We start from the raw sequence: 23,048 nt of genomic DNA on the forward strand, positions 1-23,048 counted from the left end.
TACTTAGCTCTATTTGAGGCAATTAACTGTAAAAAGTGCAGAAATGAAATCAGCTATATTTACAAAATGCAGTTTGTACCCGTCATTGTCACGGTTTCCCTGAAATTAACTGTAGGAACTACAGTTAAACCAAGAAAACCGTTGCGCAGCATGCGCCCGACAAGCTATACACGTTTGCGCAGCCGTGCGATAAAGAAACCGTCGGAATGAAACTGCTGCGGCAGGATTTGCACCATACCGGCTGCGGCAGCCACAGGGTCAATGCTTGCAAAAACATCCACCGGCAGCGGCGCTAGCTCGAACTCGCTATGTTCGGCGAGAAAGCGCTCGACCATGCCCGCGTTCTCCGCATGCTCAATCGTGCACGTGCTGTAGACCAGCACGCCGCCCGGCTTGAGCAGCCTATGCACTTTGCTTAGAATAGCATGCTGCAGCTCGCTAATCGCGTCAATCTCCGCCTCCTGCTTCGCCCACTTTAGGTCGGGCTTGCGGCGAATGACCCCAAGGCCCGAGCAGGGCGCATCAAGCAGGATGCGGTCAAATGACTCCGCCGCAAAATGTTCGTCCAGCTTCGCAGCATCCATCACCAGCGTCTGGATCGACGACAGTCCCAGACGCTCCGCTTGATCTGCGATCAGCTTCTGCTTGTGCTCATGCAGATCACAAGCCCAGATCTTGCCCACATCGTCCATCTTCTCGGCGATATGCGCGGTCTTGCCGCCAGGGGCGGCGCAGCAGTCCAGCACCGTCATGCCTGGACGCGGATCCAGAGCTTCGGCGACGAGCATCGAGCTCTCGTCTTGAATCGAGAAGTCCCCATGCTGGAAGCCGGGGACTAACGCCATGTTCCCGGCCCCCTGCACAAGAATGCCGGCCGGGGCCAGCTCTGACGCTTCCGCGCTGAGGCCGCTGCCTTGGAGCTGCTCCAGCAGCTCCAAGCGACTGCGGCGCCTCGCGTTCGCGCGAATGCTGACGTGCGGCGGCTCATTGTTCGCCGCACAGATCTGTTCCGTCAGCTCAGCTCCCAGCTGACGGATCCACCGGCGTACGAGCCATTCCGGATGGGAATGGCTCAGCGCGATGCGCTTCACGTCGCCGAGCGCAGCCGGCAGCGTGAGCTCGGCTTTGCTGCGGATCACCGCGCGCAGCACGCCGTTGACCATGCCCGAGATGCCTTGATGGCCTCGGCGCTTCGCGATATTGACCGCTTCGCTTACGACCGCATGGTCGGGGATGCGGTCCAAATAATGCAGCTGATAGAAGCTCAGCCGCAGCAAGCATCTCACCCAAGGCTCGAGCTTCGCTAGCCCCTTGCTGACAAAACGTTCCAAGAAGAAATCGATCGTATTTTTCCGTCCGATGGTCCCATAAACAAGCTCCGTCGCCAGTCCCGCATCCGCCCGCTCAAGCGCATGCTTTTGCAATACCTGGTTCAGCAGCAAATTGCTGTACGATTGATTTTCTTCAACCCGAATCAGCACATCCAGCGCCGCATCACGGGCAGAATGCTTAACAGCGCTGCTCTTCGCAGCGCCTGAGGATGATTTTGGAGCAGAGGGCTTTCCGGCCCCCTGCGATTTTATTAGTCCGTTTTGCGGACGATTTGGTTTTTGCGTTGACAAATCGAATACCTCATTTTTAGTTGCTTTAGTTACTGTGTCCGAATACCGTACCAGCTGGGATTTGCACACCTCGTACGAACTCTGACACGGGCATCGCCTTTTTGCCTGAAGGTTGGATCTCCGTCAGCCACAGCGTACCTTCACCCGTCATCACTTCAATGCCCTGCTCACTACTGCCAAGTACAGTTCCAGGAACAGGTGCGTCTCCGCTGATTTCGGAGAAGCTTCGGCTTCTTGGCTCCGAAGAACTTTTCGGATTCGCGCTAGCCCACACTTTCATAACTTCCCCGTTCCAGAGCGTGTAAGCGCCGGGGAAAGGGTTTAAGCCGCGCACTTGATTCCAAAGCTGGGCGGCAGAACGCGACCAATCGATCCATTCGTCCTCCCTGCGGATATTCGGAGAATAAATAGCATCTGCCTCATTTTGCGCAACAGCCTGGATACGTCCTGCCAGTAAATCAGGCAGCGTGCGCTTAAGCAGATCAGCACCGGCTAAGCTTAGCTTTTCAAATAATGAGCCCGTCGTATCCGTATCTTCGATGGGAAGCTCCACCTTTGAAATCATATCGCCGGTATCAAGACCTACGGCCATGTACATAATTGTAACGCCAGTTACGGCTTCACCCCGAATCACAGCATGATGGATCGGCGCTCCGCCTCGATATTTGGGCAGCAGCGAAGCATGGATGTTAATACACCCGTACTGCGGCAAGTCCAAAACCGCTTTAGGCAAGATCTGTCCGTAAGCAGCTGTCACAATCAAATCAGGTTTTAATTGTCGCAAAAGCTCAACCGAATCAGCTTGACGCAATTTCTCCGGTTGAAGGACGGGAATCCCATGCTTTTCTGCTTCCACTTTAACCGGAGGCGGCGTCAGGACGCGCTTGCGTCCTTTCGGCCGATCTGGCTGTGTGACAACCGTGGTCACGTTATAACCTTCCTCCAAGAGCAGACGCAAGGAGGGTACAGCAAAATCCGGCGTGCCCATGAAAATAATGTTCACTCGGAATCTTCCTCTTCTTCTTCAGCCGTATACGTTTTGGTTGCAAGATCCGTAAACAAAACGCCATTTAAGTGATCAATTTCATGGAAAATGCAGCGAGCCAGCAAATCTGTGCCTGTCACTTCAATGGGATTCCCATTACGATCTTGGCCTTTGGCCGTGACATGGAGCGGCCGAAGCACATCGCCGCGAAGTCCAGGAATACTTAAGCAGCCTTCCGGCCCCATTTGTTCACCGCTGGAAGTAACAACCTCGGGATTTACCATTTCTATCAATCCACCGTGTTCTTCTCCGCAATCCATGACGATAACGCGTTTAAGAATACCGATTTGCGGAGCAGCAAGGCCCACGCCTTCTGCTTCATACATCGTGTCTGCCATATCATTCAGCAGTTTATGCAGATTGGAATTAAATTTCGTAACCGTGATAGCTTTCTCACGCAGCACTGGATCTGGATCTTTAACAATAATACGAATAGCCATAATGTGCACCTACCTTTGAAGTCTTCTCTATTTGGGGTTCATTACATCAAATATTGCGGGTCAACATCCACGCTGATCAGCAGCTTTTCTTTCGCTGAACGCTCTTCAAACCAAGCTACTGCTTTAGAAACGATCTCTGCAGCCTGATCTTCCCCCCGATATTTTACCACGCATTGGAATCGATATCTATCCTTGATTCGTGAAATCGGCGATGCAACAGGTCCTAACACATCCATTTGAAAAGATTGATCCGTGGGCAACGTATTCGTAAACAGATCAACCTGCTGGGCCCGGTACGTAAAAGCAATCTCTTTCAGCCTCGTGACAAAAGCCTCCGCAGAACGTACCAGAAGCGGAACCTGCTCATGCGAAAAAGTGACCAGAATCAATCGCTGATAAGGCGGATAGCCTAGATTTGCACGTATATCAAGCTCATGGTTCGCAAAAGCGATATAATCGTGTTTGCTTGCATACTGCACACTATAATGTTCGGGAGTGTATGTCTGGACGAACACTTCCCCTTGCTTTTCATGACGACCCGCCCGGCCTGCAACCTGTGTTAATAACTGAAAAGTCCGCTCCGCTGAACGGAAATCCGGCAGATTAAGCACTGTATCCGCTGCGATAACCCCCACTAAGGTCACGTCAGGAAAATCCAGCCCTTTTGCTACCATCTGCGTGCCAAGCAGCACATCCGCCTGCTTCTCGCGAAACATCGTCAGCCATTTTTCATGTGAACCTTTCTCCGTCGTCGTATCGACATCCATGCGGATGACCCGAATCCCGGGAAAAATCTTACTAAGCTCCTCTTCAACACGCTGTGTTCCTGTACCAAAATGACGAATATGCTCCGACTGGCAGCTAGGACACTGCGTAACCTCTCGCTCCGCATAGCCGCAATAATGACAACGCAGCATGCGCGAGCTTTGATGATAGGTAAGTGAAATATCACAATGTGGACATTGCGAGACGAAACCGCATGTACGGCACATAACGAACGTCGCATACCCACGCCGATTCAGCAATAAAACAATCTGTTCTTTCTTTTGTAACCGATCTTCGATCGCTTTATACAAGGAACGGCTGAACATAGAACGATTTCCGTTTTTCAGCTCCTCACGCATATCAACGATAGCTACTGGGGGCATCGGTCGGCTGGCCACGCGTTCCCGCATCGTCAACAACCGAAAGGGAGGTTTATCCCTGTCACGGCGTCGCCTTGTCTTCTCGATACTTTCAAGAGAGGGTGTTGCGGAACCGAGTACAACGACGGCGTTTTGCTGCTTCGCTCTTTGAACCGCGACATCACGGGTGTGATATTTGGGGCTCTCCTCCTGCTTATAGGAAGATTCATGCTCCTCATCAATGATAATAAGGCCAATTCTCGTAAAAGGAGCAAAAATCGCCGAACGAGCGCCGATCACAACCTTCACTTGCTTGCGCATAATTTTGCGCCATTCGTCGTACCGTTCTCCATTCGATAACCGACTGTGTAGGACGGCAACCAAATCGCCAAACCGCCCTTTAAATCGTTCTACCATCTGCGGCGTCAGTGAAATTTCAGGAACAAGCACAATCGCTTCCTTATCCATATCCAAGCACTGCTGAATGGATTGTAAATACACTTCGGTTTTACCGCTACCCGTAACCCCGTGCAGCAGAAATACCTCATTGCGCTCCTCAGCTACAGCATCTCGAATTTCCGCGAAGACACTGCTCTGTTCTTCCGTTAAGGGAAGCGGCTTCGTCCGCGTGAAAGCACGACCCGCATAGGGGTCGCGCATCACTTCGACCTCACGCAGCTCAATCCACCCGCGATCCGCCAAGCTTTTGACCGTGCTCGCGCCGACCTCCACCGTTTCCATCAGCTCTGTGAGCCGAATCGCGTGTGGATGTTCCATCAAATAACGCAGCACATCCTGCTGTTTGTTAGCTCTGGCAGGAAGCTCGGCCAAAGCCTCTTCCAATCCGCTCCCACCAGCAGGAGGGAAAACGGTCAACGCTTTCTTGGTATTCATGCGGTCTTTGACCAATTGTACTTCCGCTAGGATACCTGCGCTCAGCAGTTGTTTAATGAGGGCGCCGTCACTTGCAAAACGCTCCATCAAAGCATCCATCGAGACGGAACCTTTGGATTTCACGAAGCTAACAATCTCTTGCAGATCCGACATGTCCAACAGCGATTGCTCGCCAGACTCCTCCCCGACCCCAATCGCCCGCTCATATTTCGCTTTGAGTGCAGCAGGCAGCATCGCCTGGAGCGCCGTAACTTCATGGCACAAGTACATGCGGCTGACCCACCTCCCCAGACTCACAAGTTCCTCCGTGAGCGGAGGAACCAAGTCCAGGACGTTCTGAATCGGCTTAATGCGAGTCACATCTACCTGGGTTTCCTCATGCAATTCGACGACAAAGCCTTGCAGCACCCGCGGGCCGAAAGGCACGCCAACGCGACTGCCCACTTCAACCCATTTCCTCAAGGATGCGGGTACTTCATAGTCGAATGCCCGGTTTGTTTGTTTCGCTGGGACATCGACAATGACTTTTGCGTACATCAGGATTCCCCCGCTGCGGAATGCATACGATCCGCCGCAAGCTCGAGCAGTCTACGTGCCACATCTTTCTTACTTTGTATAGGAAGGGCCTCTACGAGCCCATTACGATCGTAAAACCGGACCACATTCGTATCACCGCCAAAGCCCGCACCTTCCTGTGATACATCATTACCAACGATGAGATCACAGTTTTTGCGGTTCAGCTTGTCCATCGCATGCTCGTCCAAACGCTCCGTCTCTGCAGCAAACCCGATGATGAACTGATGCTTTTTGAGCGTACCGATTTCCTGTAAAATATCTGGATTTTTAACCAGCTCTAGCGTTAGCGAGTCCGACTTCTTTTTAATTTTATGCTCAGCAACAACCGCTGGACGATAATCAGCTACCGCAGCTGCTTTGATAACAAGATGACTTTCATCCAAACGAGCCAAAACAGCCTCTCTCATATCCAAAGCAGACTGAACATTGATTAGTTTAACGCCCTCAGGCGCTGATAAAGCGGACGGCCCTGATATCAACGTCACCTTGGCTCCCATACGCACCGCTTCTTCAGCGATAGCGTAGCCCATTTTGCCGGAGGAGTCATTCGTAATGTACCGTACCGGGTCAATGCGTTCAACGGTGCCTCCGGCAGTCACGAGGACACGTTGTCCTTCTAAACGCCTAGGCTCCCCCTTAAAATGCTGCTCAATTGCAGCAAGAATCTCCTCAGGTTCAGCAAGCCGTCCTTTTCCAACGTAACCGCAAGCCAATTGCCCTTCTCCCGGTTCAATAAACCGCACTCCACGGCTTAGCAAGGTCTGCATATTATGCTGTACAGCTGGATTCGCATACATATGCACGTTCATTGCAGGCGCTACCCATATCGGTGCCATGGTTGCAAGCAGCGTCGTACTGAGCATATCATCGCCAAGACCAAGCGCCAGCTTGCCAATCATATTCGCCGTTGCAGGCGCAACAAGCACGAGGTCGGCACTATCCGCCAAGTTGATATGCGATACAACCGAAGGATCTTTCTCATCAAAGGTATCCACAAAAACATGATGACGAGACAGCGTTTGAAACGTTAACGGCGCTACGAATTGAACAGCTGATTTAGTCATAATCACACGCACAATTGCACCAGCTTGTGTCAATTTACTCGTTAACGCAGCAGCCTTATAAGCGGCAATGCCTCCGCATACGCCAAGCACAATCGTTTTGCCATGCAGTACACTCATAGGTATCCCCTTTCTACGCACAATTTGAGAAAAAAATAACAACCACTAGGGTTGTTGGGTAAACCAATTTATTTCTTCTGATATTTCTCAGTCTCTGTCGACTCAATTTTCTCATAACCGATATAGTTGCCGTATAGCTCTTCTAACGCGACACCAACATGTTTGTGAGCCTTTTGGCCTTTTAAATTTGATTTAGCGCCATCACGCAAGGATCTTGCTCTTTTGGAAGCAGCTACAACTAGTGAATACTTGCTATCCACGATATCAAGCAGTTTATCAATTGAAGGGTATAGCATTCAATTCACCTCATCCATCCATTGTACGATTTTTGGATACATCCGATCTTTTTTGCAATGTTCTGCTAAAAGAATCGCTTGTATTTTGGAACAAGCCGCTTCTACATGGTCATTTACAATCGCATAGTCATAGTGCTCCATCAAGCGAATTTCGTCCATAGCTACAGACATTCGGCTGCGTATGACTTCATCCGTTTCCGTACCACGCGTTACAATGCGATTCTCAAGCTCATCTAGAGAAGGCGGCAGCAAGAAAATGAAAACACCTTCGGAAAACTTTTGTTTGACTTGCAGAGCACCCTGCACTTCGATTTCCAAGATGACATCTTGACCGGAGCGCAGCGTTTCCTCAACAAAACGTCTCGGAGTGCCGTAGAAGTTACCTACATATTCAGCCCATTCCAACACTTCATCCGTTTCGATCATCTGTTGAAATTGCTCCCGAGTTTTGAAGAAATAGTTCACACCATCCACTTCCCCTTGTCTAGGAGAACGGGTTGTGGCCGATACCGAGTAGACGATATCCGGTGAACACTTGCGTAGCGCGGCGCAAACGGTTCCCTTGCCGACACCGGAAGGACCGGATAAAACAATCAGAATGCCTCTCTCACGCTCAAGGGTATTCGTATTACTCGTCATGATCATCGTCCTTGTTGGAAAGTCTATGCGCTACCGTCTCTGGTTGTACTGCCGACAAAATCACATGGTCGCTGTCAGTGATAATAACGGCACGGGTTCTTCTACCATATGTAGCGTCAATCAGCATGTGACGATCACGCGCCTCTTGAATGATCCTCTTGATCGGAGCCGATTCCGGACTTACGATCGAGATAATGCGGTTCGCCGATACGATGTTGCCGAACCCGATATTAATTAATTTGATAGCCATTACGACTTCCTCCTCGCGAAGCTCCATGCCGCTTCACTCGATATTCTGTATTTGTTCGCGCATCTTCTCAAGCTCTGCTTTCATCGTAATCACTCTAGCCGTAGGCTCCGAGTGATTGGACTTGGATCCGATTGTGTTCACTTCTCGATTCATTTCTTGAATCAAGAAATCCAACTTTCGTCCAACAGGCTCTTTCTCTGTAAGCAATTGATCACATTGCTCAAAATGACTTTTCAGTCGAGTCAATTCCTCATCCACATTCGAACGATCTGCGAATATAGCAATTTCTGTCGCTAAGCGCTGCTCATCCACAGGCGTCTGATCCTGCAGAAGAGACTGAATTCTGTTCGTCAGCTTAGCCGCATAGTCTTGAACCACCTGAGGTGCTAAAGCTTCCAATTCCACATGGATTCGCTTCAGTTCCGCCAAGCGCTCACGAATATCTTGCTCCAGAAACGCTCCTTCCCGCAGCCGCATGTCGGATAATCTGGCAACGGCCTCCTGCAAGCAGGCGCATAGTTCCTGTTCGATCTCTTCATCAGGTTCCTTACGCGACTCCTTCATCTGAATGAGATCGGGAAGTTTCAATAAATCTTTGAGCTCGACCTGCTCGGTAAACCCATAGCGCTCCTTCAACTGCTCCGCAGCCTGCAAATAAGCATCTGCCAAAGCAAAGTTAACCGTTACGCTCTTCGGAGAAGCCGTTTCACGTTCCGCCGTGATGAAGACGTCTACCCGTCCTCTCTTCACCGCTTGCAGCACCGTTTTCTTCAAAGCGTCTTCAAAAGCCGCCCATTCCTTCGGCAATCGGATCGACACTTCACTATACCTATGATTGACCGATTTCGCATCGATAAACACGTTGTATCCCGCAAAAGAACGATTCGCTTGTCCGAATCCGGTCATACTGCAAATCATCCTTATCACATCCATTAACCTATTTTAATTCATTTTGAAAGTGGGTACAAGTGGAAATCATGCCGATTCGACTTTTCCCATACATACTTCGTCAGTTCTACGCACATCTCATAGGCCAGAAAAGGGGTCATTAGATAGATGCCATTAAAGAAAGGCATTGCAGCATCCAGCAGCTCTTTGGCAATCTCAACGCCCATTGCCCGCCCTTCTGGACCCTTGAGTCCATTCATGCGTTCTCTCACTTCATCGGACAACCGAATACCTGGAACTTCATTGTGCAGATATTCAGCGTTCCCTCCGCTAGCTAGCGGAGCAATACCTATGAAAATCGGTATATTTAAATGCTTCGTCGCCTCATAAATTTGTTCAATCAGCTTGGCGTCGTAGACGGGCTGCGTCATGATGTAATCGGCGCCTGCTTCAATTTTGCGTTCCAAGCGCTGAACCGCTTTATCCAGATGCTTCACATTCGGATTAAAAGCAGCCCCTACAACGAAGTTGGCCTTCTGCTTTAGCGGCTTACCTGAGAAGGCAATGCCTTCGTTAAGCTGCTTAATCATCCGAATGATCTCGAATGAGGTCAGGTCGTAAACGGAGCTGGACCCAGGGAGATCGCCGAATTTGGCGGGATCGCCGGTCACGGCCAGCACGTGGTCAATGCCCAGCGCGTGAAGACCCATCAGATGGGACTGCGTCCCAATCATGTTGCGGTCGCGGCACGCGATGTGGATCAGCGGACGCGCGCTTAAGCGTTCCTGCACGAGGTAACCGAGGGCCAGATTGCTCATGCGCGTCACGGCTAGTGAATTGTCGGCCATCGTAATGGCGTCGACATGCGCATCCTGCAGGGCCTTCGACCCCTGCATAAATTTCTCGATGTCGAGATCCCGAGGGGGATCCAGCTCGACAATGACGGTTTTACGCTGCTTCACGATTTCGAGCAGCGAGGGTTTGCCTGCCGGCGGCGCAGGCTTCGCCGGGGCGGGCTCGCTCACGCGCACAGTTCGCGTGGAGGCCATCGTACCAGGCGCTGCCGGGACGTAGCCTTGCAGCGCCTGGGCGACGGCGGCGATATGCTCCGGCGTGGTGCCGCAGCAGCCGCCGATGATACGCGCGCCGAGGTCTGCGAAGCGCAGCGCGCTCTCGGCGAAGTACTGAGGCGTCGCCGCATAGGTGTAGTGACCGTCGACGTAGTCGGGCAGCCCCGCGTTCGGGAACGCGGAGAACGGAATGCCGGCGATTGGAGTTAGCTTCTCCATCGAACGGAGAATCCCATTCGGGCCGACGCGGCAGTTGAAGCCGATGACGTCCGCCCCGTCGTCGCGTAACCGCTGGAACGCTTCTTGCAGCGGAACACCGTCCTGTGTGCTGCCAGTGCCTTCGTTAGCGAACTGACAAATGACAGGCAGCTCACTCATGCTGCGAATAATACGCAGCGCGAGTTGCAGCTCTTCCAAATCATAGAAGGTCTCAAGCAATAGCCCGTCCACTGGCGAATCCAGTAAGATGCCAATCTGCTCGCGGAGTGATTCCTCAACGTCCGTGGTACGAACATTTTTGCGCTTGCCCGCACGAATAGATCCAATAGCGCCAACAACATACGCTTCATCACCAACCGCTTTTCTGGCTAGCTCCACACCTGCTCGATTAATGGCTTCAACATCGCCTTCTAGACCGTATTTGGATAATTTTTCGCGATTAGCCGAGAATGTATTCGTTTCAATAAGACGCGCACCTGCCTCAAAATAACGGCGGTGCACGTCAGCAACCGTTTCCGGTCTAAGCAAATTCAATTCTTCATAAGAAATGCCGACAGGAAATCCCATCTGATATAAATAAGTCCCCATAGCGCCGTCACCGATCAAAATGTCCCGCTGCAGCGCCGTACGAAGATCCAATTTCATGATAAATTCCCCACCTACTAAAAATGTAATTAACTTAAACCGTGCCCGTAAACACTTCTTCCGCAGGTCCGGTCATATAAACATGGTTGTCCGCTTCATTCCATTCGATAAACAATTCTCCGCCTTTAAGCGAAACTGTCGCTTCACGGTCCGTTAAACCGTTTAACACGGAGGAGACAAGCGTTGCACAAGCGCCAGTGCCGCAAGCAAGTGTAGGACCTGCCCCTCTTTCCCAAACGCGCATATCCGTGTAAGCACGATTTTTCACCGTAACGAATTCGACATTTATTTTCCGAGGGAACATCGGGTGCACTTCAAGCTTCGGCCCCCAAGTGGCAAGATCAAAATTCACAGCATCCTTCACATAAATAACGCAGTGCGGATTTCCCATCGAAACAGCCGTAAAACGGAATTCTTTCCCGTCAACTTCAATCGGGTAATTGATCACTTTAGCTTCATCTACCGTAGTTGGGACTTGAAGGCCGTTCAAGATCGGTTGACCCATATCCACGCGAACAGTCCGAACTTTGCCATCTTGTACGTTTAATTGTACCTTTTGTACGCCTGCGCCAAGTGTTTCAACGGTAATCTCCGTTTTATCAATTAGCTTATGATCGTAAACATATTTAGAAACGCAGCGGATGGCATTGCCGCATTGCTCAGCTTCAGATCCGTCGGAGTTCATAATGCGCATTTTGAAATCAGCATTGTCAGAAGGAAGAATATAGACGATGCCATCGGCTCCAATACTAAAAAAACGATTACACAACTGGATCGCACGCTGATCTGCATCAGCAGGAAGTTCTTTCTCTCCAGCTACTACGATAAAATCGTTACCTAGACCATGCATTTTTGTGAAATTCATTGTTAATAGCACTCCCAGTATGCAGTTTAGCCATTATCATAGCGTAAAAATGTCAAGATGCATAGTCCTTCCTTTCCATTCCAACCGAATATCACTCTGATTCCCCATGACATGAGCCAATGGGATAGTGTTAATAGATTCCTAGTAAAAGAATTGAATAAATCTTGCCTGATGGAATTAGAATGCAGCCAAAAAAGAATTTATTCGTTTGTACAAACACAAATAATTACAAAGAATAGTTTATCTATCCGACTTTCAGCTCACATCCCTATGCATAACGAGCCTCTAGAATTGCATCTAAGGCTCGTTTCAAGCAACAAAGCCGCCTCACGGCAGCTTTGTTCACTATCTAAAGCTCGGTTTGGAAGAATTATATGAAACAGAACGTGAATTCTTGTTGCGTTTTGGCGACAGCACACTGCCCAGCCCCATTAAGAAGGTCGGAATGCCAGCGGCAATCAGAACCAGAATCCAATCTTTCAAACCAAGCGGAACGGTTTTGAAGATCGGTTGAAGAGCTTCCACATACATAACGGCTAACATCAACACAAGCGAAGACAGCACAGCGAGAACGAGATAACGATTTTGAAAAGGATTACGGTGGAAAATAGAGCGTGAGCTGCGGCAATCGAATACGTGAATCAGCTGAGCCATTACCAACGTGGCGAACGCGACGCTTTGCGCTTTTAGTAAGGTTCCGGCATCCGTAGGATTGACTCGTAATACGAGCCAGAAAGCACCCAAGGTGCAAATACCGATGAGAATACCTCTGGAAATAATTTTCCAACCCAATCGTCTTGCGAAAATATTTTCCTTCGCCGAGCGAGGCTTGTGCTGCATCAAATCCTTCTCCGCTTGATCCACACCCAACGCCATAGCAGGAAGGCCGTCGGTAACAAGATTCACCCATAGAATTTGAATCGGTACAAGCGGCAAGGGTAGACCGGCCATCATAGCAATGAACATCGTCATAATTTCACCCACATTGGAGGCAAGCAGATAACGGATGAATTTACGTATATTTTCATAAATACCTCGTCCTTCTTCAATCGCTGCAACGATCGTGGAGAAGTTATCATCACTGAGAATTAACGAAGAAGCTTCCTTGGACACATCAGTCCCTGTAATCCCCATCGCGATGCCGATATCCGCAGCTTTGATCGCTGGCGCATCGTTCACGCCATCCCCCGTCATCGCGACGACATGTCCTTTGCGCTGCAAAGCTTTGACGATACGCAGTTTATGCTCAGGGGATACCCTGGCATACACGTAGGTATCATTCACTTTAGCATCCAGTTCATCGTCCGAAAGACCTGCAATCTGCTGACCACTCATGCTGACACCATTCGCCGGAATCATGCCAAGCTGCTTAGCTATCGCCTCAGCCGTTGACTGATGGTCACCTGTAATCATGACCGTTTTGATGCCTGCTTTACGGCACTTCGAGATCGCTTCACGCACTTCTTTACGCGGTGGATCGATCATGCCGGTTAATCCGACAAAGATTAAGCTGTTTTCCACATCTTCATAATCCTCATATCGGTCACTGCTCTTAAGTTCTTTGTAAGCAATCCCCAATACTCGAAGAGCGGACTTAGCCATGCCTTCATTCGCAGAAATCACTTTCTGTTTAAGCGTAGATGTGAACGGAATCACTTTTCCATCCCAAAGAATGTAGCTGCAGTGTTGAATGAGAACATCAGGAGCTCCCTTCGTGCAAGCCATCCGACCATGTTCAGAAGTCACAAGTACAGACATCCGTTTACGCTCAGAGTCAAAAGGAAATTCGGCGATACGCTTATATTTCTCGCTGAGCGATTCCTGGGTAATGCCACTCTTCGCACTCAGGACAACTAAAGCACCTTCGGTTGGATCCCCTTTAATGTTCCAAACAGAGACGACGCCATCTTTGCCATCCTTACCCTTCTTCCGTTTTGACTCCTGCTTTTCCTCATATAAAGTTGCATTATTACAAAGTACGGACACATGAAGCAGTTTACTGAGTGATGGGTTCCTAAGCGCATCTGTGTTTTGTCCACTTAATTGGATATCCCCGACTGGCGCATAGCCGTCCCCCGTTACTTCCAACACATCACCGCCCACCCATAAGTGGGTGACCGTCATTTTATTCTGAGTCAATGTTCCAGTTTTATCGGAGCAGATGACTGAGGCACAACCTAAGGTTTCTACAGAAGGCAATTTTCTTACAATGGCTTTACGCTTAATCATTCGCTGTACGCCGAGTGCAAGCGCAATGGTTACTATAGCCGGAAGTCCTTCCGGAATAGCTGCGACGGCTAAACTGACACCGGCTAGGAACATCGCATAAGGTGGTTGTCCATGCATAATACCTGCGACAACAACGAGAACCGTCAATGCAATCGCGACAATGATTAGAATCTTCCCAAGCTGTTCCAAACGATGCTGCAGTGGCGTTTCCATAGATTCTGTATTTTGAATCAGATCCGCGATTTTCCCCATCTCCGTGCTCATCCCGGTACGAACAACAATGGCTTTGGCCGTTCCACGTGCCACCATCGTACCCATGAAACCCAGATTACGCTGATCCCCAAGAGGTACTTCATCATTAGATATAGCGGATGTAATTTTGCCGACGGCAACGGACTCCCCTGTTAGAGCTGACTCCTCGATATATACGCCATTCGTTTCCAGAAACCGCACATCTGCCGGCACCCGGTCGCCACTTTCCAGCATAATAATATCGCCTGGAACCAAATCGCGAGCTGGTATTTGATGAATAGCCCCTTCTCTCCAAACGTTTGCATTAGGGGCTGATAGTTCTTTAAGTGCACGTAGTGAACGTTCCGCCCGAAATTCCTGTGTAAAGCCAAGAATGCCATTCATCACAATAATGACGATAATGGTAATGGCATCTAAATATTCACCCAACAAGCCGGAAATCAAGGTCGCCCCCAATAAGACCAGCACCATGAAATCTTTGAATTGATTCAAAAGCAGTGTAATCGGAGAAACACGCTTCCCTTCGGAAAGCTCGTTTCGACCAACTTCCGCCTGTCGCTTCCAAGCTTCCTCCCAGGGCAATCCTTGCTGCATGCTCACCTGCTGTGACTGCAGGACTTCCTCCGATGTCAACTGGTACCACTTATTCTGACTCATCCGCCCTTCTCCCTCCCACTTCCACATATACTTGCCTCTCACTCATACGTAAATGTATTCAGACAAGCAGGAAAATATCCCTGAAATCATCTTTCTTGCCGACAAACGCTTAAGTTTTTGTGAAAAGTATGGCATCATAGAGGTTAGCAAAGTTTTCAACCTAGAATGGAGTTGTATGTATCATGGCTTTAGACGGACTAGTCCTTCATGCAATTATTCACGAACTGCAAATGTGTGTAGGAGGCCGAATCAATAAAATTCACCAGCCCACCGAAAATGACGTTATTATGCACATCCGAGCACAAGGGCAAAATGTGAAACTACTTCTTTCAGCAAATCCTACCTATCCAAGGGTCCAAATCACTGAACAGTCCTCGTTAAACCCAATGGATGCTCCTATGTTCTGTATGCTGCTTCGCAAATACTGTGAGAGCGGCGTAATTGAAGCCGTGGAACAAATAGGCATGGAGCGTGTCATCCGTTTGCAAATTCGTCATCGCGATGAATTAGGAGATATGAGCACCAAACACATTATTGTGGAAATCATGGGGCGACACAGCAATATTATTCTTCTGGACCCGGCAACGGAAACAATTCTAGACGGTATCCATCACGTAACGCCAGCCATCAGTTCTTATCGAATTGTCATGCCGGGAAGCAAGTATGTCACGCCGCCTGAGCAGGATAAACAGAATCCACTAGAGGCTGATGCCTCCACGTTCCAGCATGCTCTTATTCAAGATCCAGGTGAAGAAGAGTCCAAGGAAAAACCTGAACAAAAATTAGTCGCTGCCTTCAGTGGGCTAAGTCCTTTGATCGCCAAAGAAATCGTATTCCGCAGCCGTCAAGACGGGAACAACGAACAAGGAGATGACCTTGCGGCCTTGTGGACAGCTTTCGATGGTGTCATGACGGCTGTGCGTCAGCATCGCTACGAACCCGTCATTGTAGAGCAGGAAGGTACCGGTAAATTGTTCTTTGCCATGACACCGTTAACACACATTACCGGCATTTCCACGTCATATGCGACTCCGAGCGATTGTTTGGAGCACTTTTATGGCGACAAAGCGGAAAGAGATACGGTCAAACAACGTGTAGCCGATTTGCTCCGTTTTTTGCATAATGAAGCGAATAAAAATGTTAAAAAGTTGGAAAAACTTCAAGAAACCGTTGATGACTCCAAAGAAGCCGACAAATATCGGATTCTTGGTGAGCTGTTGACGGCCTCTCTTCACATGATTAAAAGAGGGGATCGCGAGGTCGAGATCATCAACTACTATGATGAGGACCAGGCTTTGATAAAAATAAAACTGGATCCACTTTTGAACCCCTCTGAAAATGCACAGCGGTATTTTAAAAAGTACACAAAAATGAAAAACAGCACGGCGATTGTCGAGGAACAAATTGCACAAACCCATCAAGAGATTACGTACTTAAACTCCTTACTGCAGCAGCTGAGTGTCGCTTCTTTAACCGATATCGAAGAGATCCGCGATGAGCTTATGGAGCAAGGTTATGTACGTGACCGCAATAAAAAACAGCGAAAAAAGAAAAAGAAAGATAAGCCGGCTTTGGCCTGCTACCTTTCCAGTGAAGGTGTTCCTATTTATGTTGGTAAAAATAATACGCAGAACGAATATTTAACGAATCGACTTGCCTCTTCGATGGATACATGGCTCCATACGAAAGATATTCCTGGCTCCCACGTCGTTATTCGCAGCGATAGCTTCTCAGAAACTACCCTGCTGGAGGCAGCCCAATTGGCCGCTTATTTCAGTCAAGCCAAACATTCCAGCCAGGTTCCTGTTGACTATACAGCTATAAAACATGTCCACAAGCCAAATGGGTCAAAACCCGGATTTGTCATCTATGTGAATCAGAAGACGCTATTCGTTACGCCTGATGAGAACATGATTAAGCAGATGAATGTCACGATAAAATAAAATTTCATTTGGAGAATAAAGAACCTAGCGAGTTAACCGCTAGGTTCTTTTGTGTCCTATTTTCATGAAATAACCATGTCCGGAACAGCTGTTTTTCTGCCAATCGACACATAGGCAAACCCGAGTCTACTCATCTCTTCCGGTTCAAACATATTCCGTCCATCCACGATGAGAGGTTCCTTCACAAGGCTTCTAATCAGACGCCAGTTCATGCGTCGAATATCTTCCCACTCCGTCGTGATAACCATGGCGTCAGCCTCATGGAGGGCAAGATAAGGATCGGTGAACAGGGTCACTTCCGGGAGCAGCCGAGCAGCATGCCCTGTAGAAACAGGGTCATAGGCATTAACTATGGCGCCTCGTTCTTGAAGTGCGGCAATAATATCGAGCGCGGGAGCATCACGCAAATCGTCTGTATTCGGCTTAAACGCCAAACCCATGAAAGCTATTCGCTTCCCGTTCAATTTGCCGACTGCTCGTTCAATTTTATGTACAAAACGTTCTCGCTGCAGGTGATTCACTTCAATCACGGAACGTAATATTTTGAAATCATAATCGACGTTCTGAGCAAGTTTAAGCTGCGCTTTCGTATCTTTGGGGAAGCAGGAGCCCCCGTATCCAATACCCGCGTTCAGAAAATGAGGACCAATGCGGCGATCCAGCCCCATGCCTTTGGCCACAAGGCCAACATTAGCACCCACCTTCTCACACACATGAGCCATTTCGTTAATGAACGAAATTTGGGCTGCCAGAAATGCGTTGGAGGCGTATTTGATAAGCTCTGCGCTTTCGCGGTCAGTCAGAAGCAATTCAGTTCGTAAAGGAGCGTGCAGGGCAGCAATTCGGGCTCCTGCTTCCGGGTGATCCGCACCAATGACAACACGATCCGGATGGAAGGTATCCTCAATTGCAGAGCCTTCTCTAAGAAATTCAGGGTTAGAAACGACATGCATGTCTAAATGAGCAGCCGCTAACGACTTCAACTGCTCTTCTACCCAGCGACCGGTTCCTACCGGTACGGTACTTTTCATTACGATGATCTTGGAAGTCGTGGAATAGGCAGCAATACTTGCAATGACACTGTTAACTTGGGTCATATCCACATCGCCATTGTCCTCTGTTGGTGTTCCAACAGCAATGAAGATTATATCGGATAAGACAATGGCGTCACTGATTAGCGAAGTAAACGATAGGCGGTGGGCTAGCAGATTGGACGTGACTAGTTCCTTCAGACCAGGTTCATAGATTGGAATATCCCCTTGCTGCAAGCGAGCTATTTTTCCTTCGTCACGAGCAGCGCAAATAACCTGATGCCCCATCTCCGCGAAGCAAGTACCCGATACCAGTCCGACATATCCCGTTCCAATAACCGCAATTCGCTCCATCCAACCTCCCAAGTTCATCGCGTTTCTCTATTTCAATTCCAACTGACGAATCAGAGATAATAGATAGGCTTTTACTTGGTCCTGTAAATCCGGACGCTGCAAGGCTAGCTCGATGGTCGCTTCAATGTATCCCATCTTATCACCAACGTCGTAGCGCTTAGCTTGCATCAGATAGGCAGCCATTTGCTGCTGCCTGTTGAGTACACGCAAAGCGTCGGTCAATTGAATTTCGCCGCCGCGGCCAGGCTCTTGTCTCTCCAAAATACCGAAAATTTCCGGCATAATGATATATCGCCCAATAACGGCTAAATTCGAAGGTGCCTGATCACGGTCCGGCTTCTCAACCAGATCTTCGATCAACTGGTACTTGTCCAGGCTACTTGAGGGGGAGACGATACCATACTTACTTACATCTTCCCAAGGCACTTCTTGCACAGCAATGACGGACGTTTCGGATTGTTCATAAATGTCCATCATTTGCTTAAGTCCTGGCGGTGAGGATTGGAGGATATCATCGCCAAGCAGAACCGCGAATGGCTCATCCCCAATAAATTTACGGGCACACAGAATCGCGTGACCAAGTCCAAGGGGCTGCTTTTGCCGAATGTAATGAACATCGGCCAGATTCGAAACGGATTGCACGATTTCCAGAAGCTGCGTGCTACCTTTTTCCTCCAACATCATCTCAAGTTCAACTGATTTATCAAAATGATCTTCAATTGCACGCTTATTGCGTCCAGTGACAATAATAATATCTTCAATGCCAGATTCGATCGCTTCTTCCACGATATATTGAATGGCTGGTTTATCAACGATAGGCAGCATCTCTTTGGGCTGCGCTTTTGTAGCTGGCAGGAAACGAGTTCCCAGACCTGCTGCAGGGATAATAGCTTTGCGAATTTTCTTCATGTACGCTGCTCCTTCTCTGGCTTGAGGCTTTGTAAAACATCGATTCCTATTCGCCTCGAACCGATAGGTGCGTGGAATACTACACCGCCTCGCTCACCATGGAAATCGGAACCAGCCGTTATGAGAAGTCCGGAGCGCTGTGCAAGGCTGAGATATTTCGCCTCTTCTTCCGGCGTATGGTCTGAGTGATAGACTTCAATACCGTCCAAGCCTTGATGGATAATTGCCTCTACAAGGGCATCATCATGGTAAATACCCGGGTGTGCAAGGACGGCCTTTCCTCCCGCTTCTTGAATCCACCCAATCGCCGTAGCTGGCTCGATCCTTGGTGGATTGGCATACGCGGCAGCACCCGTTCCTAAATATCGGTCAAAAGCCTCACTGATGGAGCTCACATAGCCTTTATTTAACAATACTGCAGCGATATGAGGCCTTCCAACTGTATCGCCCTTACTCTTAATATTCTCTACTTCCCGCAGCACTTCTGCCATTGTAATGTCTAGTCCAAGCTGCTGCAAACGATCGATAATCATGTTATTGCGGGTATCTCTCGTATCTCGCAAAGACGCCAGTCTCTGAAGAAATTGCTCATTATTAATGTCAATATAATAACCTAGCACGTGGATATCCTGCCCATTAGCAACCGTGGAGATTTCAACTCCTGGCACGACCTCAATACCAAGCTCACGACCCGCTGAGAGTGCCTCTGCGACACCTGAGACCGTATCATGGTCAGTGATCGCTATAGCGCCTAGTCCGGCGTCGAAAGCCATTTGAACGTTAGCCGCAGGGCGCTCAGTCCCATCTGATGCTGTCGTATGTGTATGTAAATCCGCTTCTATTCTTGCAGACATTTTCTATTCCCTTCCTTCATCGTAAATGACATTTATGAACTCAACATTAAGCGAACTGTAGATTTATGTAAAATATTATAGGAAGCGGCTCAAATCCTCTTGTCGCAAGAAGGTCATGAAGCTTACAGCCGATATAGGCAGCAGCGTAGAGTTCAAGTAAATGGCATAGAAGCTGCGTTCGAAGGCAATGTTCTCGATCTCCTTCACTTTAAAGAGGCCTAGCGTCACTTCATGCTTGACGGACGACTGAGAAAGAATGGATATACCCAAACCCGCTTCAACAGCTGATTTGATAGCACCTGTGCTGCCGAGCTCCATGACAATCTTCATGGAAGAGCAATCCATATTGCAGCGCGCGAACTCCTCTTCCATCACTCTTCTCGTCCCGGAACCTTGCTCACGAAGAACAAACGGATATCTCAGCAGCTCTTCAAGAGTTACAACCTCCATATCGGCTAGCGGATGGTCCGCAGGCACGATAAGCTTAAGCTCATCACTAAGAATCGCTTCGGTATGGACATCCGGGTGATGAATGGGCGCTTCTACAAGTCCGAAATTGAGCTGATGACCCAGGACCTCGTCCAAGATCTGAGTCGTATTCATCACTTTCATCGATACGGAGATATTAGGATAGTCTTTGCTGAAGGGTCCAAGAAGGCGAGGTAAAATGTATTCCCCCATCGTCAAGCTGGCGCCCAACTGCAGCCGCCCTTCAATCATCTTCGTAAATTTGGACATGGCGACGTCCGTCTCACGAATAAGCTCAATGCTGTTTTTAGCAAAAGGCAGCAGAGCTCGTCCCGCTTCGGATAGCTCGATCTTTTTGGTACTGCGGTGAAATAGCTTGACGCCGAAATAATCTTCCAGTGATTGTACCTGCATGGTCACCGCAGGCTGTGTCATATGTAGGGCTCCCGCCGCATGAGAGAAGCTGCCTTTCTCCGCCACGGTAAAGAAAATATGTAGTTGATGAAAATTAAGTGCCATGTAAACCCGCCTCTCTTTGTTTCCATTATATGAAATCGCAAGCACACAGTCCATTAAGACGCAAAAAAGAGCATGCCGTCATCGACACACTCCAGCTAAGCAACCTATTCGGTTATCGACGCTTACGACTGTTCTTGATCAGTGTCATGCGACGCGAGTGTCTAAGCCAAGAATAATAGGACTTCAAATCACGAAGCTCCATCGTTTCTGACATTTTCCCAAGGAAAGTAACAATAATCATTTTGTGAAGCGGATTACCCACGAGATCAGTCTCATGCTCCAAATGCGAGAACTCGGCAACAACGACAAGGTCATCATCAATGAGATAAACGTCTTCTTCATTGCGATAATACGGGACGATGCTATCATTTTTAAGCTTTTCCCACAGAAAAGCGCATATTTCCTCGAGTGAATTGTTTTCGCTAGAAACACGATCACTCCATCTCAGCTTCGCATGATTCGTGATCACGACATCCGCCACTTTCTTGTCACCCAGCTGTACGAAGAATGGTTCATAAGTACTCCATCTCCCCATCACCTTGTCTTTCATGATCACAACCCCTTTCCTACTAAAATGAGACCGTGTACCTATTCCCTATCTGTCTGTAAGTTATATTTTACTTGATTATAACTTTTTTTCCCATGAAAGAATATATAAAATTATTAATAAATATTTGTGAAATCATGAAAAAATGCTTATTTTCTAAAAATTCAAAAAATAAAAAAAGCTTCTTACGAAGCTTTCGTTTTGCACTGCAGCCTCAAAGGGTGTAAAATCTAGTTTTGTCCGGCACATCACTACTGTATTCGGTTTTAATTTCGTTACGGTACGACTTCTCTACCTTTTTGACGTACGGGAGCTTCAAAAGGTTCCGTGTTGTCTCATCTACTTTGCTTGCATGTATATAAAGAACGGCATAATTCATTTTCTTGGATATGTAATGAAGGGAACCGAACCGTTCCAAGTTTCTCGCGGCTTTGATATCGTTTACCCAAATGATTAATCCGCTACGCTCGATCATCATGATTGCAACCTCTTTTCAATAATCCTAGTATGGAGTGATACCACTACATGAAGCCTTCTGACACCATCGTCCGTATATGCCGTGGAAGCCTAACAGAAAGTATTCACCGCGTCCACCTCGCGGTTGTTAACGCCCAAGGGACGCTGCTGCATCAAGCAGGCGACCCGCAGCTGCTCACCTTCGCCCGTTCGACGGCGAAGCTCATTCAAGCATTGCCGGTGATAGAATCCGGCGCGGCAGATCATTTCGGCCTCACTGATGCCGAAATCGCCCTATGCTGCGCTTCCCACAACGGGGAAGCTGAGCACGTGAGCACGGCCCAGGGTATCCTGGGCAAGCTCGGTTACCACCATGAGCACCTGCAGTGCGGTGCACATGATCCTTACCACGCGCCTACCGCACAGGCGATGCGCGAGCGAGGAGAATCCCCGAGCACCTTGCACAACAATTGCTCGGGCAAACATTCGGGCATGCTAGCGCTTAGCGCACACCTTGGTGCATTGCCGGATACCTATATGAGCATCCAGCATCCTGTCCAGCGACTTATGCTCGATGCGGTATGCGCCATGACCGGCGTGCCTAAGCCGCAGATGCAGCTCGGGATTGACGGTTGCGGAGTGCCCGTATTCGGCATGACAATTGACCGACTGGCACTTGCCTTCGCCAGATTAGGCCGTCCTGACGAATTACCGCAAGCACGTGCAAACGCTTGCCAAAGAATTGTCAACGCGGTGCGAAAATATCCTCAATTCCTCGCAGGAAGCGACCGCTTCGATACGCGATTAATCGAGGTAACCAAAGGCCGTATCATCGGCAAGATGGGAGCCGAAGGCATCTTCGCCATCACGATTCCTGAGCAGGGACTAGGCTTCGTCTTAAAGATCGAAGACGGTAATGTCCGGGCCTTGTACCCCGCTGTCGTCGAAGCTTTGAAGCAGCTAAGCTTGCTTTCGGAATCCGAAGTAGGCGAACTTGCCTCCTATCATACCCCAACCATTCATAACTGGCAGGGAACCGAGGTCGGAATCATCCGCCCCGATTTCCAACTTTAGT

General features: G+C 48.9%; 20 protein-coding genes. 2 read left to right on the forward strand and 18 right to left on the reverse strand.

The features are described from left to right. Positions 1-164 precede the first annotated feature (164 nt). The 12 genes from rsmB to QFZ80_RS18330 form a co-directional block, all read right to left on the reverse strand. Positions 165-1,622 (reverse strand): 16S rRNA (cytosine(967)-C(5))-methyltransferase RsmB, encoded by a 1,458-nt coding sequence (rsmB, locus tag QFZ80_RS18275; RefSeq protein WP_307544962.1) that lies wholly within the window; start codon positions 1,620-1,622, stop codon positions 165-167. Between the two features lie 25 nt (positions 1,623-1,647). Beyond that, positions 1,648-2,625, reverse strand: a complete 978-nt coding sequence (gene fmt / locus QFZ80_RS18280; RefSeq protein WP_307560379.1) for a methionyl-tRNA formyltransferase — start codon at positions 2,623-2,625, stop codon at positions 1,648-1,650. Further along, entirely contained in the window at positions 2,622-3,107 is a 486-nt protein-coding gene (def, locus tag QFZ80_RS18285) for a peptide deformylase (protein WP_307544958.1), read from the reverse strand. The genes fmt and def overlap by 4 nt, the downstream gene beginning before the upstream one ends. A 41-nt stretch (positions 3,108-3,148) precedes the next feature. After that, positions 3,149-5,662 (reverse strand): primosomal protein N', encoded by a 2,514-nt coding sequence (priA, locus tag QFZ80_RS18290; protein WP_307544956.1) that lies wholly within the window; start codon positions 5,660-5,662, stop codon positions 3,149-3,151. Next, positions 5,662-6,882 (reverse strand): bifunctional phosphopantothenoylcysteine decarboxylase/phosphopantothenate--cysteine ligase CoaBC, encoded by a 1,221-nt coding sequence (coaBC, locus tag QFZ80_RS18295; protein ID WP_307560381.1) that lies wholly within the window; start codon positions 6,880-6,882, stop codon positions 5,662-5,664. The genes priA and coaBC overlap by 1 nt, the downstream gene beginning before the upstream one ends. A 68-nt stretch (positions 6,883-6,950) precedes the next feature. Beyond that, entirely contained in the window at positions 6,951-7,178 is a 228-nt protein-coding gene (gene rpoZ, locus QFZ80_RS18300) for a DNA-directed RNA polymerase subunit omega (RefSeq protein WP_047672652.1), read from the reverse strand. Further along, complete coding sequence (gene gmk, locus QFZ80_RS18305) at positions 7,179-7,817, reverse strand: guanylate kinase (RefSeq protein ID WP_307544952.1); 639 nt, start codon at positions 7,815-7,817, stop codon at positions 7,179-7,181. It lies immediately after the preceding gene. Then, entirely contained in the window at positions 7,807-8,067 is a 261-nt protein-coding gene (gene remA / locus QFZ80_RS18310; protein WP_009672664.1) for an extracellular matrix/biofilm regulator RemA, read from the reverse strand. Before remA ends, gmk begins: the two co-directional genes overlap by 11 nt. A 33-nt stretch (positions 8,068-8,100) precedes the next feature. After that, positions 8,101-8,973, reverse strand: a complete 873-nt coding sequence (locus QFZ80_RS18315) for a YicC/YloC family endoribonuclease (RefSeq protein ID WP_307560383.1) — start codon at positions 8,971-8,973, stop codon at positions 8,101-8,103. A 41-nt stretch (positions 8,974-9,014) separates the two neighbouring features. Next, a complete protein-coding gene (locus QFZ80_RS18320; RefSeq protein WP_307560385.1) occupies positions 9,015-10,889 on the reverse strand; it encodes a bifunctional homocysteine S-methyltransferase/methylenetetrahydrofolate reductase in 1,875 nt (624 codons plus the stop codon). A gap of 34 nt (positions 10,890-10,923) precedes the next feature. Beyond that, positions 10,924-11,754 (reverse strand): diaminopimelate epimerase, encoded by an 831-nt coding sequence (gene dapF, locus QFZ80_RS18325; RefSeq protein WP_307544946.1) that lies wholly within the window; start codon positions 11,752-11,754, stop codon positions 10,924-10,926. A 345-nt stretch (positions 11,755-12,099) separates the two neighbouring features. Further along, the gene (locus QFZ80_RS18330) at positions 12,100-14,892 is read right to left on the reverse strand and encodes a calcium-translocating P-type ATPase, SERCA-type (RefSeq protein ID WP_307560387.1); all 2,793 of its coding nucleotides are present in this window, start codon (positions 14,890-14,892) and stop codon (positions 12,100-12,102) included. Between the two features lie 182 nt (positions 14,893-15,074). On the opposite strand from QFZ80_RS18330, the gene QFZ80_RS18335 reads away from it, so the two are divergent. Beyond that, positions 15,075-16,835, forward strand: coding sequence for an Rqc2 family fibronectin-binding protein (locus QFZ80_RS18335; RefSeq protein WP_307560389.1), 1,761 nt, complete (start codon positions 15,075-15,077; stop codon positions 16,833-16,835). 62 nt (positions 16,836-16,897) lie between these two features. Here the strand turns inward: QFZ80_RS18335 and QFZ80_RS18340 are convergent, their stop codons facing one another. The 6 genes from QFZ80_RS18340 to QFZ80_RS18365 form a co-directional block, all read right to left on the reverse strand. Then, positions 16,898-18,220 (reverse strand): UDP-glucose dehydrogenase family protein, encoded by a 1,323-nt coding sequence (locus QFZ80_RS18340; protein WP_307560391.1) that lies wholly within the window; start codon positions 18,218-18,220, stop codon positions 16,898-16,900. A 27-nt stretch (positions 18,221-18,247) separates the two neighbouring features. Next, on the reverse strand, positions 18,248-19,129 hold the full coding sequence (gene galU, locus QFZ80_RS18345; protein ID WP_307544939.1) for a UTP--glucose-1-phosphate uridylyltransferase GalU: 882 nt from the start codon (positions 19,127-19,129) through the stop codon (positions 18,248-18,250). Then, positions 19,126-19,983, reverse strand: coding sequence for a PHP domain-containing protein (locus QFZ80_RS18350; protein ID WP_307560393.1), 858 nt, complete (start codon positions 19,981-19,983; stop codon positions 19,126-19,128). The genes galU and QFZ80_RS18350 overlap by 4 nt, the downstream gene beginning before the upstream one ends. Positions 19,984-20,058: 75 nt before the next feature. Beyond that, a complete protein-coding gene (locus QFZ80_RS18355; RefSeq protein ID WP_307544935.1) occupies positions 20,059-20,970 on the reverse strand; it encodes a selenium metabolism-associated LysR family transcriptional regulator in 912 nt (303 codons plus the stop codon). A 112-nt stretch (positions 20,971-21,082) separates the two neighbouring features. Then, on the reverse strand, positions 21,083-21,520 hold the full coding sequence (locus tag QFZ80_RS18360; protein WP_029195611.1) for a hypothetical protein: 438 nt from the start codon (positions 21,518-21,520) through the stop codon (positions 21,083-21,085). A 211-nt stretch (positions 21,521-21,731) separates the two neighbouring features. After that, the gene (locus tag QFZ80_RS18365) at positions 21,732-21,995 is read right to left on the reverse strand and encodes a YlbG family protein (protein ID WP_029195610.1); all 264 of its coding nucleotides are present in this window, start codon (positions 21,993-21,995) and stop codon (positions 21,732-21,734) included. A 47-nt stretch (positions 21,996-22,042) separates the two neighbouring features. Here QFZ80_RS18365 and QFZ80_RS18370 point away from each other — a divergent pair, with 47 nt between their 5' ends. Then, a complete protein-coding gene (locus tag QFZ80_RS18370; protein WP_307560396.1) occupies positions 22,043-23,047 on the forward strand; it encodes an asparaginase in 1,005 nt (334 codons plus the stop codon). Position 23,048 lies beyond the last annotated feature (1 nt).

It is taken from the genome of Paenibacillus sp. V4I7 (assembly GCF_030817275.1).
Lineage (GTDB): Bacteria > Bacillota > Bacilli > Paenibacillales > NBRC-103111 > Paenibacillus_E.